14 protein-coding genes and 2 riboswitches are annotated in these 19255 nt (G+C 47.2%); all 14 genes read right to left on the bottom strand.

Features of this window, described 5'->3' with window-relative positions; translation table 11 throughout:
• Positions 1 to 49: 49 nt before the first annotated feature.
• Entirely contained in the window at positions 50 to 562 is a 513-nt protein-coding gene (locus QP794_RS22910; protein ID WP_285079038.1) for a PadR family transcriptional regulator, read from the bottom strand.
• Between the two features lie 107 nt (positions 563 to 669).
• A complete protein-coding gene (locus tag QP794_RS22905; protein WP_285079037.1) occupies positions 670 to 1887 on the bottom strand; it encodes a YhgE/Pip domain-containing protein in 1218 nt (405 codons plus the stop codon).
• Between the two features lie 257 nt (positions 1888 to 2144).
• Complete coding sequence (gene sdaAA, locus QP794_RS22900) at positions 2145 to 3095, bottom strand: L-serine ammonia-lyase, iron-sulfur-dependent, subunit alpha (protein ID WP_024632229.1); 951 nt, start codon at positions 3093 to 3095, stop codon at positions 2145 to 2147.
• Complete coding sequence (gene sdaAB, locus QP794_RS22895) at positions 3085 to 3774, bottom strand: L-serine ammonia-lyase, iron-sulfur-dependent subunit beta (RefSeq protein WP_024632230.1); 690 nt, start codon at positions 3772 to 3774, stop codon at positions 3085 to 3087. Before sdaAB ends, sdaAA begins: the two co-directional genes overlap by 11 nt.
• A 112-nt stretch (positions 3775 to 3886) precedes the next feature.
• Positions 3887 to 4028, bottom strand: a riboswitch (glycine riboswitch).
• 4 nt (positions 4029 to 4032) lie between these two features.
• Positions 4033 to 4156, bottom strand: a riboswitch (glycine riboswitch).
• A 338-nt stretch (positions 4157 to 4494) separates the two neighbouring features.
• A complete protein-coding gene (locus QP794_RS22890) occupies positions 4495 to 5772 on the bottom strand; it encodes an MFS transporter (RefSeq protein WP_285079036.1) in 1278 nt (425 codons plus the stop codon).
• A 29-nt stretch (positions 5773 to 5801) separates the two neighbouring features.
• Positions 5802 to 6893, bottom strand: a complete 1092-nt coding sequence (locus tag QP794_RS22885) for a phosphotransferase enzyme family protein (protein WP_285079035.1) — start codon at positions 6891 to 6893, stop codon at positions 5802 to 5804.
• Between the two features lie 228 nt (positions 6894 to 7121).
• On the bottom strand, positions 7122 to 7877 hold the full coding sequence (gene pstB, locus QP794_RS22880) for a phosphate ABC transporter ATP-binding protein PstB (protein WP_024632233.1): 756 nt from the start codon (positions 7875 to 7877) through the stop codon (positions 7122 to 7124).
• A gap of 12 nt (positions 7878 to 7889) precedes the next feature.
• Positions 7890 to 8777, bottom strand: coding sequence for a phosphate ABC transporter permease PstA (gene pstA, locus QP794_RS22875; RefSeq protein WP_024632234.1), 888 nt, complete (start codon positions 8775 to 8777; stop codon positions 7890 to 7892).
• A gap of 2 nt (positions 8778 to 8779) precedes the next feature.
• Positions 8780 to 9688: a phosphate ABC transporter permease subunit PstC gene (gene pstC, locus QP794_RS22870; protein ID WP_094938148.1), complete on the bottom strand. Its 909-nt coding sequence runs from the start codon at positions 9686 to 9688 to the stop codon at positions 8780 to 8782.
• 142 nt (positions 9689 to 9830) lie between these two features.
• Positions 9831 to 10757 carry a phosphate ABC transporter substrate-binding protein gene (locus tag QP794_RS22865; RefSeq protein WP_094938143.1) on the bottom strand — a complete coding sequence of 309 codons (927 nt, stop codon included), beginning with the start codon at positions 10755 to 10757 and terminating at the stop codon, positions 9831 to 9833.
• Between the two features lie 759 nt (positions 10758 to 11516).
• A complete protein-coding gene (locus QP794_RS22860; protein ID WP_079348736.1) occupies positions 11517 to 12809 on the bottom strand; it encodes an arsenic transporter in 1293 nt (430 codons plus the stop codon).
• 188 nt (positions 12810 to 12997) lie between these two features.
• Entirely contained in the window at positions 12998 to 15082 is a 2085-nt protein-coding gene (locus QP794_RS22855; RefSeq protein ID WP_285079034.1) for a methyl-accepting chemotaxis protein, read from the bottom strand.
• A gap of 226 nt (positions 15083 to 15308) precedes the next feature.
• Positions 15309 to 16352 carry an EAL domain-containing protein gene (locus QP794_RS22850; RefSeq protein ID WP_285079032.1) on the bottom strand — a complete coding sequence of 348 codons (1044 nt, stop codon included), beginning with the start codon at positions 16350 to 16352 and terminating at the stop codon, positions 15309 to 15311.
• Positions 16353 to 16561: 209 nt separating this feature from the next.
• Positions 16562 to 18820 carry a bifunctional 2',3'-cyclic-nucleotide 2'-phosphodiesterase/3'-nucleotidase gene (locus QP794_RS22845; RefSeq protein WP_285079031.1) on the bottom strand — a complete coding sequence of 753 codons (2259 nt, stop codon included), beginning with the start codon at positions 18818 to 18820 and terminating at the stop codon, positions 16562 to 16564.
• Between the last annotated feature and the right edge of the window lie 435 nt (positions 18821 to 19255).

Below are 19255 nucleotides of genomic sequence, written 5' to 3'. Positions count from 1 at the left end.
GTTATGGATGGATGATCCGATCAATTCATTTCACGATTACGAATGAAATTTACTGTGGCGTGGATAACTGCTGCTTGAGCAATTGAATCGTGGCCTCATATTGCACAAGTCCTACTTGCATACATAAACGCTGTGAAGGCGATATTTGTTCTCCAAGTTGCTTCATCTGGCGCTGCAGCTCGGCATACAGCAATTCTTTACGATTCAGCTCCGCCCGGACCCACCCTGTGACGGTATCTTCATCTGCCAGCTCTCCGAAATACAGACGCATCAGAAAATCAGAACGGAACACTTCGGCTTCCAGGGGACTCATCAAATAGGTACTGAACTCCGTAGAACCTTCCGGTGTTAATGTATACACATTTTTGTCAGGTTTCCCTTCTTGTCTTACGGATTCCTTGGTCAACAACCCTGACTTTTCCATCTTCGCGAGTGTGGGATAAATGGTGCCAAAGCTCGCATCGAAGAAAAACGAAAAATATTGTTCAAAGTACTGCTTGATCTCATATCCGGAACATGGCTGATTGTGCAGTATTCCGAGGATGACATGCTGTGTGTTCATCGGTGTACCGCTCCTTTCCAATTCCTCTTAACGTATCACATCCTCCCTTATACGTTCAACATCAGCAGGCATCTGCGATTGAGTTCCCAAGGGATGAAGAATGTTTGTCATCCATGGTCAGGCGAAGTCAGGTTCCCAGCCAGAGCGGCAGGGGCAGCAGCAGCTTTGGATTCTAAAGGAATGCCGGATTGTGCAGGACCTGAGCGTTTGATCCATGTGCACAGAGCTCCCAGAACCAGCGTCGCTGCTCCAATCACCACCAGAAGCAGAACATCATGACTAATCCCGCTGCCGCCAAGCACCAGATTCATCATGCCCTCCACTGCATAGGTTGCCGGTAGATAATTACCGATCTGTTGATAGAAATCAGACATGACATCACGCGGAATGGTTGCGCCCGATGACAACATCAGCAGAGGCAGTAAAGCACTGTTTAACCATGCCCCCGCATTTCCAAGCAGCAACAAGCTCAATTGCGCCACGAATAGAAAAGATAAAGTAATCAACAACTGAAATAGCCATAACATCCACCATCCATCCGCTGCTGATACACCCATAACATGCATCATCCCGGCTCCAACGAGCGATACGATAAATGCAGCACCCAGGTTGATGATATTGCGTGCCCAGAAGCGCTCCCATTTCCCCGCCTTGCTACTTAGTTCTCCAGAAACTTTTTGCAGATTCATGCCAAGCAGCATCGCACCTGTAAACGTAGCCGTCACAATCAGCATCGGCACCATCGAAAAGGCAAAGTTTTGAACTGGGTTCAGCATTTCCACCTCTGCCTCCACCCGGGAAGATAACCCCAGCGCCAGCGCATTGGCCTGATCGGCAGTCATACCCGATTGATCCAGCACTCCACGAATGCCATTTTGCTGTACTTCACGATTCAACGTCGCTGTAACTTGTGCGGATACGTTCTGCATCACACTTTTCACGGTAGCTACGTTGGATTCATTCATCACATACTTCACCTTCACCGGTTGCGATAAATCTCCCGCCTGCTGCATGAAACCCGATGGAATCTCAATAATCATGTATACATCCCGGTCGGTTAACAGCTGTCTGGCTTCTTCCATCGATGCGGATGGTTTGATCACAAAACCAAGTCCCGCTGCAAGAGACTTTGCTACAGGCTCAGCCTCAGCCCCATCTTCATTCACAATGGTCACCGCAAGCTGAGTCATCCGTGCATTAACCTGATCATACCCACTAAGCCAGATGGTATTAAAAAAAACCTGGAATAATACGGCCGTAATCAAGCCGACAATCGTAGCTCCATTTTTCATAAACAGAAGACTCGTTTGAAAAACACGTTTCATCTTATTCATCTCCTTAGGTTGTATTACGTTATCTCAGCTTTTTATATATCATATTGATATATGTCAGTTAATAATATATCTAATCGATATATAAACGTCAATACCCATTTATTTTTTTCTTTGTTCGAACAGCAAAAAAAGCCGATACGCCTCTTCATCAGGAAGAATTCGTATCGACTTTCATATCAAGATGGGAGCAGCATCGACGTTTATGATCCAGACTCCGAGTTAATTCAGTTCATGTTCGTTCATGGTTGTCATGCCTTGGGTTCAGGTTTGTTTTCAGCAGGGGACTCAGACTCCGCTTCAACCTCAGGCTCTGCACGCTTTGCCTTCGGTTTGGCGAGCTTCTCCATCATTTTCCGTCCCGTTGGTGTTTGAGCCAGCCCACCTTGAGCCGTTTCACGGTGCCTGCTTGGCATGGCACTGCCTACTTCCAGCATGACATCAATGACTTCGTCTGACGGAATGGCACTTCGTACCCCGGCCAGCGCCATGTCGGCCGCAGCCAACGCGGTTACGGCACCCAGTCCGTTACGGATGATGCACGGAATTTCCACGAGGCCTGCGACGGGATCGCAGATAAGGCCCAATGTGTTTTTTAACGCAAGACCTACTGCATGAACCACTTGCTCCGGCGTCCCTCCACGCAGCTCCACCATCGCTCCAGCGGCCATGCCGATGGCAGAACCCACTTCAGCCTGACAGCCGCCCTCGGCACCGGAAATAAATGAATTGTTGGCAATGACATAACCGATCGCTCCCGCACAGAACAGACCGTTCACCAGATGCTCGTCACTCCAGCCAAAACGCTCCTGGGAGCTGATAAATACACCTGGAATGATGCCGCAAGAACCGGCAGTCGGTGTCGCTACGATCCGGCCCATGGATGCATTCACTTCTGATACACATAGTGCATACGCCATGGCTAGTGCAGAGGCATCTCCAGAGCAAGTCTCGCCTTTACGAATGTACTCGGCCATTTTTTTACCGTCTCCGCCAGTCAAGCCGCTGCGTGATGTCGTATCTTCTGTCAGCCCTTTGTGCACAGCTTCCTTCATCACCTGATAGTAATCCGACATCTGCCGCACAACATCCGCTTTCGGGATATTCGTCTCCTGAACCTGCTCTTCGATCATCAGCTCGGCAATGGTTTTGGACTCTGCTGTACAGATGGTATTCAGTTCATGTAGATGTTTAAACCGCATCCGGCTCGACCCCTCTCTTCAAATCAATCACGCGAATGTCCAGCATATGATCCAGCGACCGCAGACGGTTTAACATCTCAGGATTCGGCACACCATCCATCTCCATCGCTGTCAGTGCTTCACCATCCCGGGCTTTCCGATCCACTTGCATGTACCCGATGTTCACACCTGACGAACTGATTGTGGAGGTTACGGAGGCGAGCACCCCTGCTTTGTCCGAATGGCGCAGCACAAGTGTTGGAAACTCTCCGCTGATCTGTACACGAAAATCATTCAATGCATGTACCGATACACTACCACCACCAATGGAAGCACCGATTAGTGAACACTCGCGGTCTCCGTGCCACAGCTCAATTTTGACCGTATTAGGATGAGGAGCAGGCAGACCACTTGTAAAAAACTCTACCTCCATACCCGCTTCCTCTGCATATTGCTCAGCATCCGGAATCCGTGGATCATCCGTCACATAATCAAGCAGGCCACCGATCAAAGCCAGATCCGTACCATGCCCCTGATACGTATCGGCGAAGGAGCCGTACAGCGTTAATCGGGCACGTTCAGGCGTGCACCCCAACCACTGACGGGCAATTCGACCCAATCTTGCTGCTCCAGCCGTATGTGAACTTGATGGACCTGTCATGGACGGACCAATAATTGAAAAAACGTCTTTAAAACGCATCGCAAACCCTCCATTTATAATCGTCATTTTCATCCAGACCTACACCCATAATGTCCCTTTATTACTGAATGATGACATGAAAAAAGGACAGAAGAAGGCCTTAAGGCCCTCTCTCTGTCCTCGATACCTGAGAGTTTCATGATAAGAAGCGCGGCGAATTGATGCATGCCCTGTATTCACAGGTAATGTCCCCTGCACACCGTGCTGCTTGACCATATACCCCTTGGGTGGCGCATATCGCGCACTCTCCAGAGTTGCGTCCAACGATGGTACATTTACCTGAGAGATTAACCACTGCGCCGGGTGCGTAGCAGCTTGCTCCTTCGGTGCCCGACAGCTGCCTTTTTACTTGGCATGCCCAGGACTCTCCCGCTCGCTATCATTCGCTTGTATGGAACCATTCTGATCGTGTACCAGAACGATAATTGAAGTTTTTATTACTTTCTCATTAAGATTAATCGACCGGAAGATCAGTGTCAACAAACTTAACGATTTCTTTGTGAATATTTACTTTTTTCCATTTTATAAACAGGATGAACCAACGATTTGTAAACTTTTATCACATGAATGTGTTAATGCGTTTCATTTAGAAAGCGTATACATTTGTTTGTTTTCTATGAGCAATATCCGTGGTTAGTACTATCTATGTTAAGATCCACAGAACGGTTCGGGTATTCAGGCAACCATTATTCTGTACTAGAATTACCGTATTTCTGCCTGTCACCCCACCATCGCCTTGGGCTTCGCCGGTTCATCATAATACCTGCTTCGGGAAGGAAACATGCTCGTCACCCACAATCCCAACGCTGCAAGCACCATCACTCCAGATACAACCGTATATACCATACGAAGTGACAACTGCTCTGCCACCACGCCTGCAACCAAAATGGAAACCACCTGCAGCACGCTTAACCCCAGTCCAAGTATACTGCTCACTCGGCCCATCAGATCGACAGGGATATTATTTTGATAAAAGGTAACCAGGCCCGTATTCGCCAGTGCCGAGCACAGACCGAGCAGAATAAAAGCAAACGCCGCCAGTTCAAACGAGAACGAACGGGCGAACAGTAAATAACCCAGTGCGACCAGAAGCACACCGCCACCCATCATGTGACGGATCGGCACATGTTTGGCGAACAGCCAAACCAGCATGGAACCTGCCAAATAACCAATCCCAGTGATACTCATCAAAGCTCCGTACTGCGATTCAGGCAGGTTCATCACCTGACGGATAAACACTACTTCCTGGGCATCGAGCGACATGCCGACCACCAGAATGATCTGAAACAGGGCATATATACCGACCACGTAGCTCGACTTCCGGCTAAAGCTCAGTACAGCCCTCCAATCCTGGGCAATCAACCGAGGTGTCAGCCTGTTTCCCGTCCCTTGATTCTGTTCTCCAATGCCCAATTTGGGAAGAAACAATAGAATCACAGCAGAAGCAGCAAAGGAAACCGCATTGGCATAAATGGCTGCAGCCGGAGATAAATAAATCAGCATCACTCCCGCGACTGCCGGGCCGGTAATAAATGCACCTGAGCTGATTAAGGCTTGCAAGGAGTTGAAGCGCTTGCGCCGTTCAGCAGGTACCAGCCGGGTAATGTACACCTGAGAGGAAGGGACAAATATGGAGGAAGACATACTGATCAGAAACATCACTGTATACATCATCCATAGGCTGGACATCAGGGGCAGCATCGCTACCAACAATGCCCGCAGCATGTCGGCACCAATCATCAACTGTCGCTGATCATAGCGATCGATCAGACTGCCTGACCATATCTTCGTGCACACCGACGCAATCGGCGAGATAATCCACAATCCTGCGACTGCCGCCGGGGACTGTGTCATATTCAACACCATCAGGTTAATCGCCACAATATATATGAAATCACCCAGATTGGATATGCCCACGCCGCCAAGCAGCAATCCGGCATGCTTCCAGCCACCAGACGGAATCTTCGAAGCTACTCTTTTTTCATGAATGTTATTCATAGCGCTTCCCACCCAACAGAAATCACAAATTATAACTCATAGAAGATACTCTCATTGTGTACATAGGGTCTGCAAAATTTGCTGCAAATAAGAGGCATTCGCTCTTTCATCCATTCGTACCTTGACTCATTCTCCATCTGAAATGCGAAATAGCCAAACGTAAAGATTAGCATGAATCCTTCCATTAACCGAATATCACGCTTCGTCAGTGGTTCTGTCTGCTCCGTATAACCCGACAGGAAGATATCCCGTTCCTCCCGATTGAAAATCGTAGCTGCCCCTCCGGCATCAAAGAGATAGTAGCCATAACCGTATAAACAAAAATCAATCATGGATATGCCCTGATCCGTCACCAGCAGATTGCCGCGGGTAATATCCGCGTGAATCACTCCCCAAGTCTCGGCAGTGTGAGGATACGTTTCGAGTTGCCGGTTAATGTTCTCAAACGTCTCACGGATCAGATCGAAATCTTCAGGAGTAAAGATGCCACGTCTAACGCCTTCCTCCAACTGCTCCAACATGACCAGATTCTCTTTGATCGAGCCGTAGGCAGGCCTTACTCCCGTTTGATCCAAGGCGGGGCTATCGGTATATAACTCAGGGATCATCGCCTTACCAATGTGCTGTTCACGGTCATTCACCTGCTGTCCGCTTTCAGACTTCTGTGAACCCACCTGCGGCTTGGGAGTTTCCTTTGGTCTTCGTCCATATTGATGCAGCGTCTGCAACTGTACGCCCAAATCATGAATCTGTGCTGTCGTCAGACGTTCTCCCTGTTTGATATCCCTGCCCTCAATCCATTCCAGAACAGTACAACAGATCTCTTCTCCCGCTTCGTCCAACCAGACGGTGACCCACTCTCCCGATGTATTGCGTACAGGTGTCTGCACTCGCAATGGGCTGGTAGCCCGTAATTCATGAAGGAGATTCATCTCCGCTTCCAGTGCAGGTCGTGTATGCTGGATGCCCGCCATGCTTGCAAAAGCGGCTTTATGTATACGCAATAAATACTTCTGTCCGGTTACATCATCCACCACTTGGTACGTTAGATTTTCATTATGTCGGATAAAGGAAACGGATGGCTTTTCTATAGAATAATGCGAAATAATTTCAATTGCCATGATGTCTTGGGATATCTTATGGGTAGTTATGATCCACATCTCCTTCTCTTATCAAATTAAAGGTGGCGCTTACAAATATCGTAGCATGATTGTTTTTATTTTGGCAAACTATTCCATATGTAGAATTACATAAAAAAAGCATAACCCCCGAACTGTCTCGCCCGGGTGTTATGCTTCCTTCCATCTCTATAGATCTATCTCTATCTCTTACTCCATCCAATATAACAATTAACCGAAACGTCCCATAATATATTCCTGCGTCAGACGGTTGTCCGGGTTGGTGAAAATATGCTCCGTATCCCCGTGTTCAATCATGCTTCCCAGATAAAAATAAGCCGTATAATCCGAGATGCGTGCCGCCTGCTGCATGTTATGGGTAACGATCACGATCCGCAGCTCTTTCTTGAGCTCCGAGATCAATTCCTCCACTTTGCCCGTAGATACCGGGTCAAGCGCAGATGCCGGCTCATCAAGCAGCAAAATCTGCGGATCCACCGACAACGCGCGAGCGATACAGAGCCGCTGCTGTTGTCCACCTGATAGGGCCAGAGCAGACTCATTCAGTCTGTCCTTCACTTCGTCCCAGAGTGCAGCGCGACGCAGGCTTTTTTCCACAATTTCATCCAGTGCCTTCTTACTCTTGATACCGCGATAGCGGGGGCCAAACGCGATATTGTTGTAGATGGACTTGTGGAACGGGTTGGGCTTCTGCCACACCATGCCAATCTTTTGGCGAAGTTTGATCACATCCGTACCCGGCTCATTCAGATCATTGCCGTCCATCCAGATATGTCCCTCCGTACGGGAACCGGCAATCTCGTCGTTCATCCGGTTCAACGACCGCAGGAACGTGGATTTACCACAGCCGGATGGGCCAATGAGGGCTGTTACACTGGCTTCAGGGAAAGTCAGGCTAATCTGCTTCACAGCCTGAAAATGCCCATAATATATGCTTAACTGTTCCGTACCGAAAGGTATGGCCATGTTGGTTCCTCCTTATTTCGAAGCTGTCATTCGGCGGTAGACTACCCGACCGATCCAGCGTGCACTCAGATTGAACGCCAGCACGAGAAGTACAAGCACGGCTGAAGCTCCAGCTGCTACTTCTTTGGAGTCTGGGCCAATGCCTTCACTGTTTACTTTCCAGATGTGCACCGCCAGCGTCTCTGCCGGACGCAATGGATTGATCGGCGATCTTGGACTCGTTGGATTCCAGTCCGTGAAGTCCAGCGGCGGACTACTCATACCCGCTGTGAACATCAGAGCTGCTGCTTCACCGAAGATCCGGCCCGATGCCAGGATCGTACCCGTGATTAAGCTGGGCAATGCAACAGGCAGCAGAATGGAAGTGATAATCTTCCATTTGGACAATCCGAGTGCAAGACCCGCTTCCTTCTGCTCTTTCGGAACGGCCCGGAACGCTTGCTCCGTTGTCCGTACCATAAGTGGAAGATTGAATATAGCCAAGGCCATGGCACCCGATAACAGGGAGAATCCGAGACCAAATGTATTAACAATTAGCAAGAGTCCGAACAAACCAATGACGATAGACGGGAATGAGGATAACACTTCGACAACCAGTCGAATAAAGCTTGTAATCCGGCCCGGCTTGGCGTACTCGGCCATATAAATACCGCCGCCCCAGCCAAGGGGAATGGTAATAATCAAGGTCAGAACAAGCAGGAAGATCGAGTTGAATAATTGCGGTCCAATCCCGCCTCCACCTTTGAGCAGCTGTGGTGCGCTGGTCAGGAAGTGCCAGTTAATCTGGCCAATCCCACGTACCAGAATGAAGCCAAGCAAACCGAGCAAGAGAACAACAATGAACAGAGCCAGAACAACGATAATGGAAGTGGCAACTTTATCTACTGTTTTAGCCTTCATTTTCATACCCGGTTCCTCCTTTCAAGCAGGCGAACCAGAATGACGAAGACAAAGGTCATCACCAGCAGGACAAGCGCCATACTCCACAGTGCATTATTATGAACAGATCCCATTGTGGTGTTACCCATACTCAGGGTGATTACACTCGTTAACGTTGAAGCCGATTCGAGCAGGGATGTCGGCACATGCGGTGCATTACCGATAACCATCTGTACGGCAAGAGCTTCACCAAATGCGCGAGCCATACCAAGTACAATACCTGTCAGCAAAGCTGGAAGAACCGTAGGGATAATGACACGATAGATTGTTTGCCAGCGAGTTGCACCCAATGCATAGGACGATTCACGCAGACCTTTCGGCAGTGAAGACAGTGCATCTGCCATAATACTTGTTACAGTAGGCAAAATCATAACGGACAGAACCAAACATCCGGCTGCAATTCCGACGCCGGCTCCGCCAAACATGCTGCGCAACAAAGGAACGATAACACTGAGACCGATAAATCCGTATACAACGGAAGGAATACCGGACAGCAGCTCAATCGCAGGTTGCAATATTTTTTTACCTTTACCCGGTACAATCTCGGTCATGAAGAGCGCTGCACACAAGCTAAGTGGACTTGCGATCAGAGCAGCAAGAAATGTTGTTATGAATGACCCTGTAATGAACGGTAAAGCTCCAAAGGCAGCGGGTTCCCCCGTTGGATTCCACGTTTTGCCGGATAAAAATTCGCGCAAACTTACGCCATCCTGGAAAAAGGTCGATAAGCCTTTGGACGCTACAAAATAAACGATGGAAAACATGACAACGATCAGGAAAACGACACAAATCGACGTATAGATCCGTCCCGTCCACTCTTCCCAATAATGCTTTTCTCTCAAGGGCCGGCGCGGTTTCAACTTGTTGTTCATTACCGTTCCCCCTTCGGTCTGTTCCATAACAACCATCCTTCTATAGTAGAATTCATGCAAAATATGGGATAATTCCAGAGCAAACCGCGCAAAGAGGCAGGACCTGGGTCCGCCTCTCTCGCTGTATGCGCAAGTTCAAAGATTATTGAGTTACAGTACCTGCTGCGTCACGTTTTACTTTCATGCCGGATACTGGGATGTAACCAAGCTCCGTCACGTCGTTTTGTTGAATTTCGTCACTCAGGATGTAGTCGAGGAATGCTTGTGTTGCTGCATCCGGGTCACCTTTTGTGTACATGTGCTCGTAAGCCCATACCGGATAAGTTCCTGCTTCAACGTTCTCAACTGTTGCTTCTACACCTTCGTATTTCAAAACTTGCAGGCTGTCATCCAGGTAGGACAGAGCCAGATAACCAATTGCGCCTGGCGTTTCAGCTACGAGCTTTTTAACTGTACCGGAGGAATCTTCCTGAATCGAACCTTGGATATCTTCAACTTTTGTTCCCAGTGCAAAGTTCTCGAATGTTGCACGAGTACCGGAGCTGCTAGGACGGTTTACGATAACGATGGCTTGATCTTTACCGCCAACATCTTTCCAGTTTGTGATTTTACCAGAGAAAATGTCGATCAGTTGTTGCTTCGTCAAATCTTGAACACCTGCATCTTTGTTGCTTACTGGTGCAATTGCTACAACAGCTACTTGGTGATCTTTCAGTTCGCTTACTTTTGCTGCGTCATCAATCTTCTCTTCTGCGAATACGTCAGAGTTACCGATTGTAGCTTGTCCGTCAGATACTTGTGTCAAACCAGTACCACTACCGCCGCCTTGCACTTGTACCGTTACTTTCTTATATTCATCAACTGCCATAAATTTTTGTCCAGCTTGCTCTACCAGAGGTTGCAGTGCTGTTGATCCAACAGCCAGAATGTTTCCGCTAAGTTCAGTAGCAGTTTCTCCTGATCCATTGTCTGTGGCACCCTCTGTACCAGCGTCATTTTTCGATCCGCATGCTGCGAGAACCAGTACGAACGTTAAGGTCATCAAAATGAACGGCAACTTTTTAAACATGTTTTATTTTCCTCCCCCAATTTAGTGACGGTGATTTGCTTTTATTTTTGTTCACCATCAACTCTTTATTCATTGTAGTTTCGTTATGTCATCTCAAAATCAATGTTTTGTAAACGCAGTGTTAAAAATGTTGAGCTGTGGATCGAAATGCATTTGAGACAAATTGCTTGCTGAAGTGGGTACTTCGGGAACGGATGTTGTTTCAATCCATATTGTGTCCAGATTTTTATCACTTAATGAATAAATCGCTAATCTTTTCGGGTGGCCGTTCCGGTTACGGATCGTTCTTCCGATCGCTGTTGTCTCCAATTTTTTTTGATCTGATATTCATAATGTTAAAATTCGGAGACAAAGGCGAACGCTGCCGCTTCTTCAGAATCGATTCCGTCCCCTCCACTACGTTCGGTGTTTTATCTACCCATCAAGAACAAAAGATAATTTTGATCTTTTCTTACAGGGAAAATCCTTACACAGAATAAGCTTCGCTTTTACACAATCGTTCCGTTCTCTGCGCTGTATCAGCGCTGGTTGTGTCCCAGGCATTTTAATCCTCAGCCTCCTGGGGATGGCAAAAAGAGAAGGCCAGCAATATTGATGCCGGCCTTTGTGTACATCCTTTAATGTAGAGAGAGAATTATTTCTTCTATAGAAGAAATAAAAAAAACTGCTTCATAGCCAGTGTGGAGCACCAGCGCATGAGAGCAGCTTTTTACAACAAGTTGGATCACAGGATGATTGCTAATGTAAAATACGATTGTACTAACCCAAAATCCATAACCATAAAGCCAATCCGGCCAAGGTAATTAAGAGTGTGGGAATGGTTAAGATGATGCCTGCCTTGAAATAATATCCCCATGTAATCTTCACACCTTTGCGGGATAACACATGGAGCCACAGTAATGTGGCGAGTGAGCCGATTGGTGTCATTTTGGGGCCTAGATCAGATCCAATAACATTGGCATAGATCAGCGCCTCACGCACAATGCCTTCGGTATGTGCACCCTGAATCGCTAATAGGTTAATTAACACGGTGGGCAGATTGTTCATTACGGATGACAACACAGCTGCAATCATGCCCATGCCAATTGAAGCAGCCAGCAGACCATGGTCTGCTATCGCGTCAAGCCAGCGGCTCAGGTAATCGGTTAATCCGGCATTGCGCAGTCCGTACACCACGATATACATGCCCACCGAGAACACCACAATGGACCATGGAGCCTCCTTGATTACGCGTTTCATGTTCACAGCTTCGCTCTTTCTGGCTAATATGGCGAACAAAAGAGCCACTGCACCGACGATAACGGATACCGGAATCGGCAAAAACTCACTGGATGCATAGGCAACTAGCAACAGCACCAGCATGAACCAGGCGATGCGGAACATCCGCGGATCACGAATGGCTTCCTGTGGATCACGTGCTGATGTGATATCGTAGCGAAGCGGGATGCTTTTGCGATAAAACAAGAACAGCATCCCTGTACTCGCCACGATGGAAAATAGATTCGGCACAACCATCCGCACCGCATATTCCACAAATGTAATACCGAAATAATCGGCAGAAACGATATTGACCAGATTGCTGACAACCAGCGGCAACGAAGTTGTATCCGCGATAAATCCACTAGCCATAACAAAGGCGAGCACCATACGCTCATCGAACTTCAATGCCCGTACCATCGCCAGCACAATCGGGGTAAGAATTAGCGCTGCACCATCATTAGCGAAGAGAGCGGACACCGCCGCCCCGAGCAAAATGGAATAGATGAACAGCCTGCGGCCATTTCCTCCTGCCAGCCTTGCCATATGAAGAGCAGCCCATTCGAAGAAACCTGTCTCATCGAGTATTAACGAGATCATGATGATGCCAACAAAAGCCAGTGTAGCATTCCATACAATGGAAGCTACATCAGATGCATCGTTCAGACTGACAACACCACATATTAAGGCTAGCAAAGCCCCGCCCATGGCGGACCATCCGATGCCCAATCCACGAGGTTGCCAGATAACCAGTGTGATGGTCAGGACAAAAATAAGAATTGCAACATATGTCATAAAGCCTCCTGCGCCCGCTATATTCATCATGTTTGGAGCATGATATGTGAATGGTCTGCCAGATATGATTACACCGCAATTCATACGCGTAAACCACGATATAGTTATACAGGGCTGCAGGAGAAAAGTCTATCTTTATTTCCTTCTAATCTCTGTAGAAAATGCGGTGAAATATTATCGTCTAATGGTTAGGACTTGTCCCCATCTTTCGCTGTGTCCTCCACCATTTTGAACATACCCAGCAACCCTTGTAATTGCTCCGCCATACTGTTCAGATGTGCTGAAGACGAAGCGATCTCCTCTACAGATGCCAGCTGTTCCTGAGAAGATGCCGAGACCGATTCCGTATTTGCAGCAGATTCTTGGGTCACGATGGAGATATCGTTCATTGCTTTGGCAACGTTGGAAGCGCCGCTCTCCAGTTGCTTTGTCGTTTCGGACAAATCATCCAGCGTATGAGCAGCATCCTCCACAGCCTCCCGAATCTGAGCAAAGGATTGTCCAGACGTGTTCACAGCCTGAAGTCCGTCTCCAACCCGAGTCTGAGCTGCTTCCATAGCGCTCAGGGCAGCATCCATATCCTGACGGATATTATGAACCAATTCACCAATTTGTGCTGCCGAGCTTCCCGATTCTTCCGCAAGCTTGCGTACCTCTCCAGCTACGACAGCGAAGCCACGACCAGCGTCACCCGCTCTAGCCGCTTCAATGGAAGCGTTCAGCGCTAGCAGGTTGGTCTGCTTCGAGATTGTTGCAATCACATCTACCATGCTGCCAATCTCAACGGAGCGTGCATTCAGTGATTGGATCACCGTCGCCAGTTGTTCCACCGTTTCCTGAATGCTATTCATCTGCTCCACCGCCTCACCTGCAGCTTCATTACCTGAATAGGCGGCTCCGGATGTATGCCGCATGTTCGTTGTAATGGATTGCACACGCTCGGACATCATCCGAACATCTTCCGCCATTTGGCTCATTTGTCCTGATCCATCTGTTACACTCTTCACTTGCTGCTCTGCACCCTCGGCAAGTTCCTGAATGGCCATCGTTGAGTGCTCAATAGCTTTGGTCGTTTGATCCGCACTAGCGGACAATTCCTGTGAGGAGGCAGAGACCTGCTCTGCCGTCTCCTGTACACCCAGAATCATCATGCGCAGATTGTCGACCATCCGTTCAAAATACTTCGCCAGTTCGCCAACTTCATCTTTGCGTCTGGTCTCCAATTTCACCGTCAGGTCGCCTTTACTTACGGCTCTCGCGGATTCCTGCAGACGTTTGATTGGACGCAACATGGAACGCGTTAGCCAGATAATGAAGACCAGCGTAAGTATTGTGGCAGACAGGATAACGATTATAGTAGCCACCCGAATATCCTTACTTGCATTGGATACTTCACTTTGGAACATTGTGCCGCCAATCTTCCACCCGGTTTCTTCATTAGTAGAGAAAATCATCGTTTTGGGATCATCATTATAGATGTAGCTGAACTCACCTTCCTTGCTCCCATACATTGGATCCAGAACGGTTGTCGGTTCTTGTGTACCGGCTTCCATGACTGGAGACACGATATAATTTTTGTCCGCATCCATGATGATGATATACCCTTCTTTGCCAACCTTAATGGATGCCTGTTCTCGCAGTTCTGTCAGATCCATGGACAAACCAACAACACCGGATTGATCATCAAGCGTTTTGGAGACAAAAACAACAGCAATGCCGTCCGTATTTTTGGATACAGGTGAAACTACTGTAGTACCTGGCTTCTCCATTGCAAGCTTGTACCATTCCCGTTCCCGGGGATCATAAGCGGACCCTTGTGAGCTTCCCGCAGATTCCTTACCACGGACCATGACTCCCTCTTTGGTTCCCACAAAGATATTTAAAGCATCCGGATGTAAACCCAGATACTGTTTCAACTTCATTTCAAGCTCAGGACTTTCATTTTGTCCTTTAATCATGTCTTTCTCAATCAAACCGGCAAAATAGTTGATATCATGAGTCTTCGCATCCACATGTGTGCCAATGATTGAATTCGTTGTGTCTACACTTTGTTTGGCACTGTCCATTAATTGGTCTTCCACCGTATGGTCCGCGATAAGGAGCGTAACCATTCCAATGGTTAGACTTGGCAAGAGCAGCACCGCCAGAAAGGATACCAATAATTTGTTCCTTATGCTCCAGACGAAGCCTTTTTTCTTTTTCGGTTTATTATCTTTTGGCTTGGCTAACTTACTTGCTGCCTTTTCTTGCTCATTCCCCCGAATGTTATTCATCTTGCTTCTCCCCCTCTAAATATAAATCTGCCCTTTTTCTTTTTATGTAGGACCTCTCCAACCTGATTAAATACGGTGTCCTATAGAGACCGCTGTAGTCTGAAGGCCTATCCTATATATCGGCTGAATGAGCATATTTATTTGATTGTAAAATGTACATGGCATGTCAAACAAGCCACTCCAATTATGCGAAGTGACTTTCTGGTACATCCATAATTTATTTCATTCAGGCAGAGGTTTTACCGTAGGGACCTTGTGGCGGGTATGCTGTTGGCTTACCAAAGTAATACCCTTGGGCCAAGTCGATACCCACGGATCGACAAAATTCAAATTCCTCGAATCGTTCGATCCCTTCCGCAAGTACCCGCCCGCCAAAACGGCGTGACATTTCAACTATGTCGATAATTTGCTGCTGTTTCGTCAAATCCTGATCACAACGATCAATGAGACTCCGATCTATTTTGACAAAATCCGGCTCCAGCCGATTCATTACTTCGATCGTCGAGAATCCGGCCCCCACGTCATCCAAGGCAACCGACATTCCATGAGCACGATATACCTCAAAAATACGCTGCAAGATGGACATATGCTGAATCTGTTCCGTTTCCACCACTTCAAACACAAAATCCTTAGGGTCTAGCGAAAGGCGTTCAATCGTCTCAAACGTGTGCGTCAGGCAATATTCGGGGTTATAGATAGAGGAAGGCAGGAAATTCACGAAACGTTTGACACCATGCGGTAAAAGAACGGCACTCGTCTCAATAGCAGCAATACGTGCTGTCCGATCCAGAAAAGAATGCAGTCCGGTATCCCGTGCAACTTCGAATAATTCATATACACTGAAGGACCTGCCCCGTTCAGCAGGACGAAGTAAAAATTCAAATCCGATAATCTGCTCCGACGCATCTACGATCGGCTGCATATGACTGCTGAATTGATGTTCCAGAATAATGGAAACCAGATCAGCATGCCTGAGGCGAGCTTCCTGCATGGAAAGACTAATCCAGCTATCGTCATTTGCCTGGCCATACAGTGGAGTGACCTGAACCATTAACGTTTCCGGCAGGGTCGCTTCAATCTTCAGGATATCCTCAATACAACGCTCTACAGATTCAAGGTTCAAAAAATGCATCCAGATGAATTCTTCTGAATATTCAACATGTCTTTCCTGCATTTGCAGTGCTTCCAGCAAAGCGGGGGAAATGGGACGCATATAAAGGGTACCTTGATTCTCGATAGGATGAATTGGACTGCAGCCACTGCAATTCATGTAGAACCCCCTTGCCAGTTTGTGAGTCTATCTCATTAATGATTAATAGTATATACCCAAAGTTTGTAAATATTATAGCACGGGTCTACAAATTTATCTCTACTGTTTTGATGACTCCAACTATGATGGTTACTGGTGCATCAACGGTTCATAGCATGAAGAAGACCGACAGTCTAAGACTGTCGGTCTTCTTTTACCGCTAACTACTCTTAAGAAGCGGGAATTACGATTTTCTGTCCAACTTTCAGGTTGTGCACATTTGTAATTTTGTTAGCAGAGACAAGCTTGCGCCAGTCCACACCATATTTCAAACCGATGCGATAGAGATTATCTCCTTTTTTCACTACATATACCACTTTGCCGCCTGCTGGTTTCTCAGGTTGTGGCTTGGTTGTAGGTTTAGTTGGAGTTGGATCTGGCTTCGTAGGCGTTGGAGCAGGCTCCGTGCCTGTTTCTGGAGTCGTTGCTGCTTCTCCTGTCAATTTCAAGCCATACTCAGCAAACCCGTCTTTGTTCGTCCCGATGAAGGACATCGCCGGGTTCGCTTCAACCAATGCTTTGGCATCTGGGGAAGATGCAAATACCACTTCAAGGTCGTTAAGAGCAGCTGCCGTTACACCTGCGGAAGGCTTAATTGGTGCAAGCGACCAGTTGCCGTCAGCCGTTGGGTTAATCGTTTTGTTCTCACGGATGTAATCAATGATAACCTGACGGTTCTCATCCGGTGCAGCCAAGACGATACGTTTACCGTCCGGGTTAGCCAGTTTGGATGAAGAAGCACGATAGTTATTCGTTGCTACGATGAATTTTTGAGCTGGATCAACCGGTTTGCCATTGAAGCTCAGGTCTTTAATACGGCTAGCCGATGCATTGACAATTGTTGCTTTGCCATCGTATTTGGCTGGTTGAGTCAAATCAATTTGGTACGTGACACCATCGATAACGTCGAAGTTATACGTCGGGAAGTCCATATTGACTAGCTGTTGCTGTCCGCCTTTAGCCGGATCGATCTGATTGAATTGACCAGCAGACCATTCCAACCATTCTTTCAGCTCTGCACCATTAACCATAACGGCATGTACCGTATTTGGGTACACGTACAGGTCAGCTACGTTTTTGATAGCAATTGTGCCTTTAGGGATATTCGTGTAATACGAAGCACCTGAACGTCCACCTGCTTTGAACGGAGCTCCTGCAGACAATACAGGGATATCTTCATATTCTGTTCCTTGCAAATGTTTTTCGACATACCATTTCTGTGCATTCGTTACAATCTGAATGGATGGATCATCCTGAACCAGTGCAAAGAAGCTGTTGATTGGAGCTGTTGTTTCGCCAACTGGGCCACGAACATACTCAAGTGTACCTTCATGTTCGTCATGAACAGCATCAACGATCTCTTGATCCGCATCTACCAGAGCTTTTTTGTTAGCTGTGTCATAGATAGGGCGTGCTTCCACCGCGGAGTCTACCACTTTCCATTTGCCGTCTACCTGTTCGAGGTCCAGATCGATAATCCCGAGGTGGTCGCCCCAGAAGCCTGGTTCAACGGAAGGAACACCATTGATTGTACCTTTTTCAAGGTCTACACCTTTTTTACCGGCAAAATCAGCGCTCGGGAATACTTTGTGGGCATGTCCGAACAGAATGGCATTAATGCCTTCAACCTGGCTCAAATACAATACCGAGTTTTCCATCAGATCCGTTTGCGGAATATCTTCAAAACCGGAGTGAGGAATAGCCACAATAATGTCGGCACCTTCAGCCTTCATTTTAGGGATGAATTTTTTTGCAGTTGCGATAATGTCTTTGGCAATGACTTTGCCTTCCAGATTAGCGCTGTCCCACTGCATGACTTGTGGCGGTACAAATCCGATGACACCCACTTTGATGGTGTGCTCTTTGCCACTCTCGTCGGTCACTTTTTTGTCTAAAATTTTGTACGGAGTGAAATAGTTCTTGTCGTTCGTCTCATCGTCGTCACCGTCATCTACATATACGTTGGCATTGATGTAAGGGAAGTTCGCACCTTCCAGCGTCATGTCAAGGAAGTCCAAACCATAGTTAAACTCATGGTTACCGATGTTTCCTGCATCATAATCGAGCAGGTTCATCGCTTTATATACAGGGTGAGTCTCACCCTTTTTGAGTGGATCAATCTTCGCTACATAATCCCCAAGCGGGTTACCCTGAATCAGGTCACCGTTATCGAACAGCAAGCTGTTCTTTGCTTCATCACGGGCTTTTTTGATCAGTGTAGCCGTCTTCGCCAATCCATACTGGTCTGTCTCTTTGTCGGAATAGTAGTCATAGTTAACTAAGTTGTCGTGAATGTCTGTTGTTTCCATGATCCGCAATTTAACCTTAGTAGCGTCCGCAGCCGATACAGGTACCGGAAATACCGCAAGCACGTTTAATGCAACCAAAGCGGCAGTCAGGCTCGATAATACTTTTTTACTCTTTCTCAAAATAACCCCTCCCGGTTATGTACATTGAATCATGCATTAGTGAGCAAACGAATAAGCGCAGAAATGCGAAAGATCTCATGGGTTGTGCGTACTGATTTTCTGATCGTATGCATCAGAATTTCAGGTTAGTTTATCTCACATGAACATCTATTCATATCTTTGCGTATCGTTTACATTCCAAATCATAACGCAATGTTTAGCCATTGAAAAGCATTATTTTTTACGTTATCCGCACATACCTGACTCAGTTTACATTATCATGCGTGATTTCGACATCTTTTGCATGTTTTTGGATGAAAACAGTTTACACACTCTGTTAAAAACGTATATTACATGCGGCTTACATCTATATCCATATTAGCTGAATCCTTTCATACAAAAAACCGTGAAGCCATCTGGCGTTCACGGTTGGCTATTTCTTTTCCGAGTAGTTGG

Source organism: Paenibacillus sp. UMB7766-LJ446 (genome assembly GCF_030226665.1).
GTDB lineage: Bacteria > Bacillota > Bacilli > Paenibacillales > Paenibacillaceae > Paenibacillus > Paenibacillus vandeheii.
This window is presented reverse-complemented; position numbering and strand designations above follow the sequence as displayed.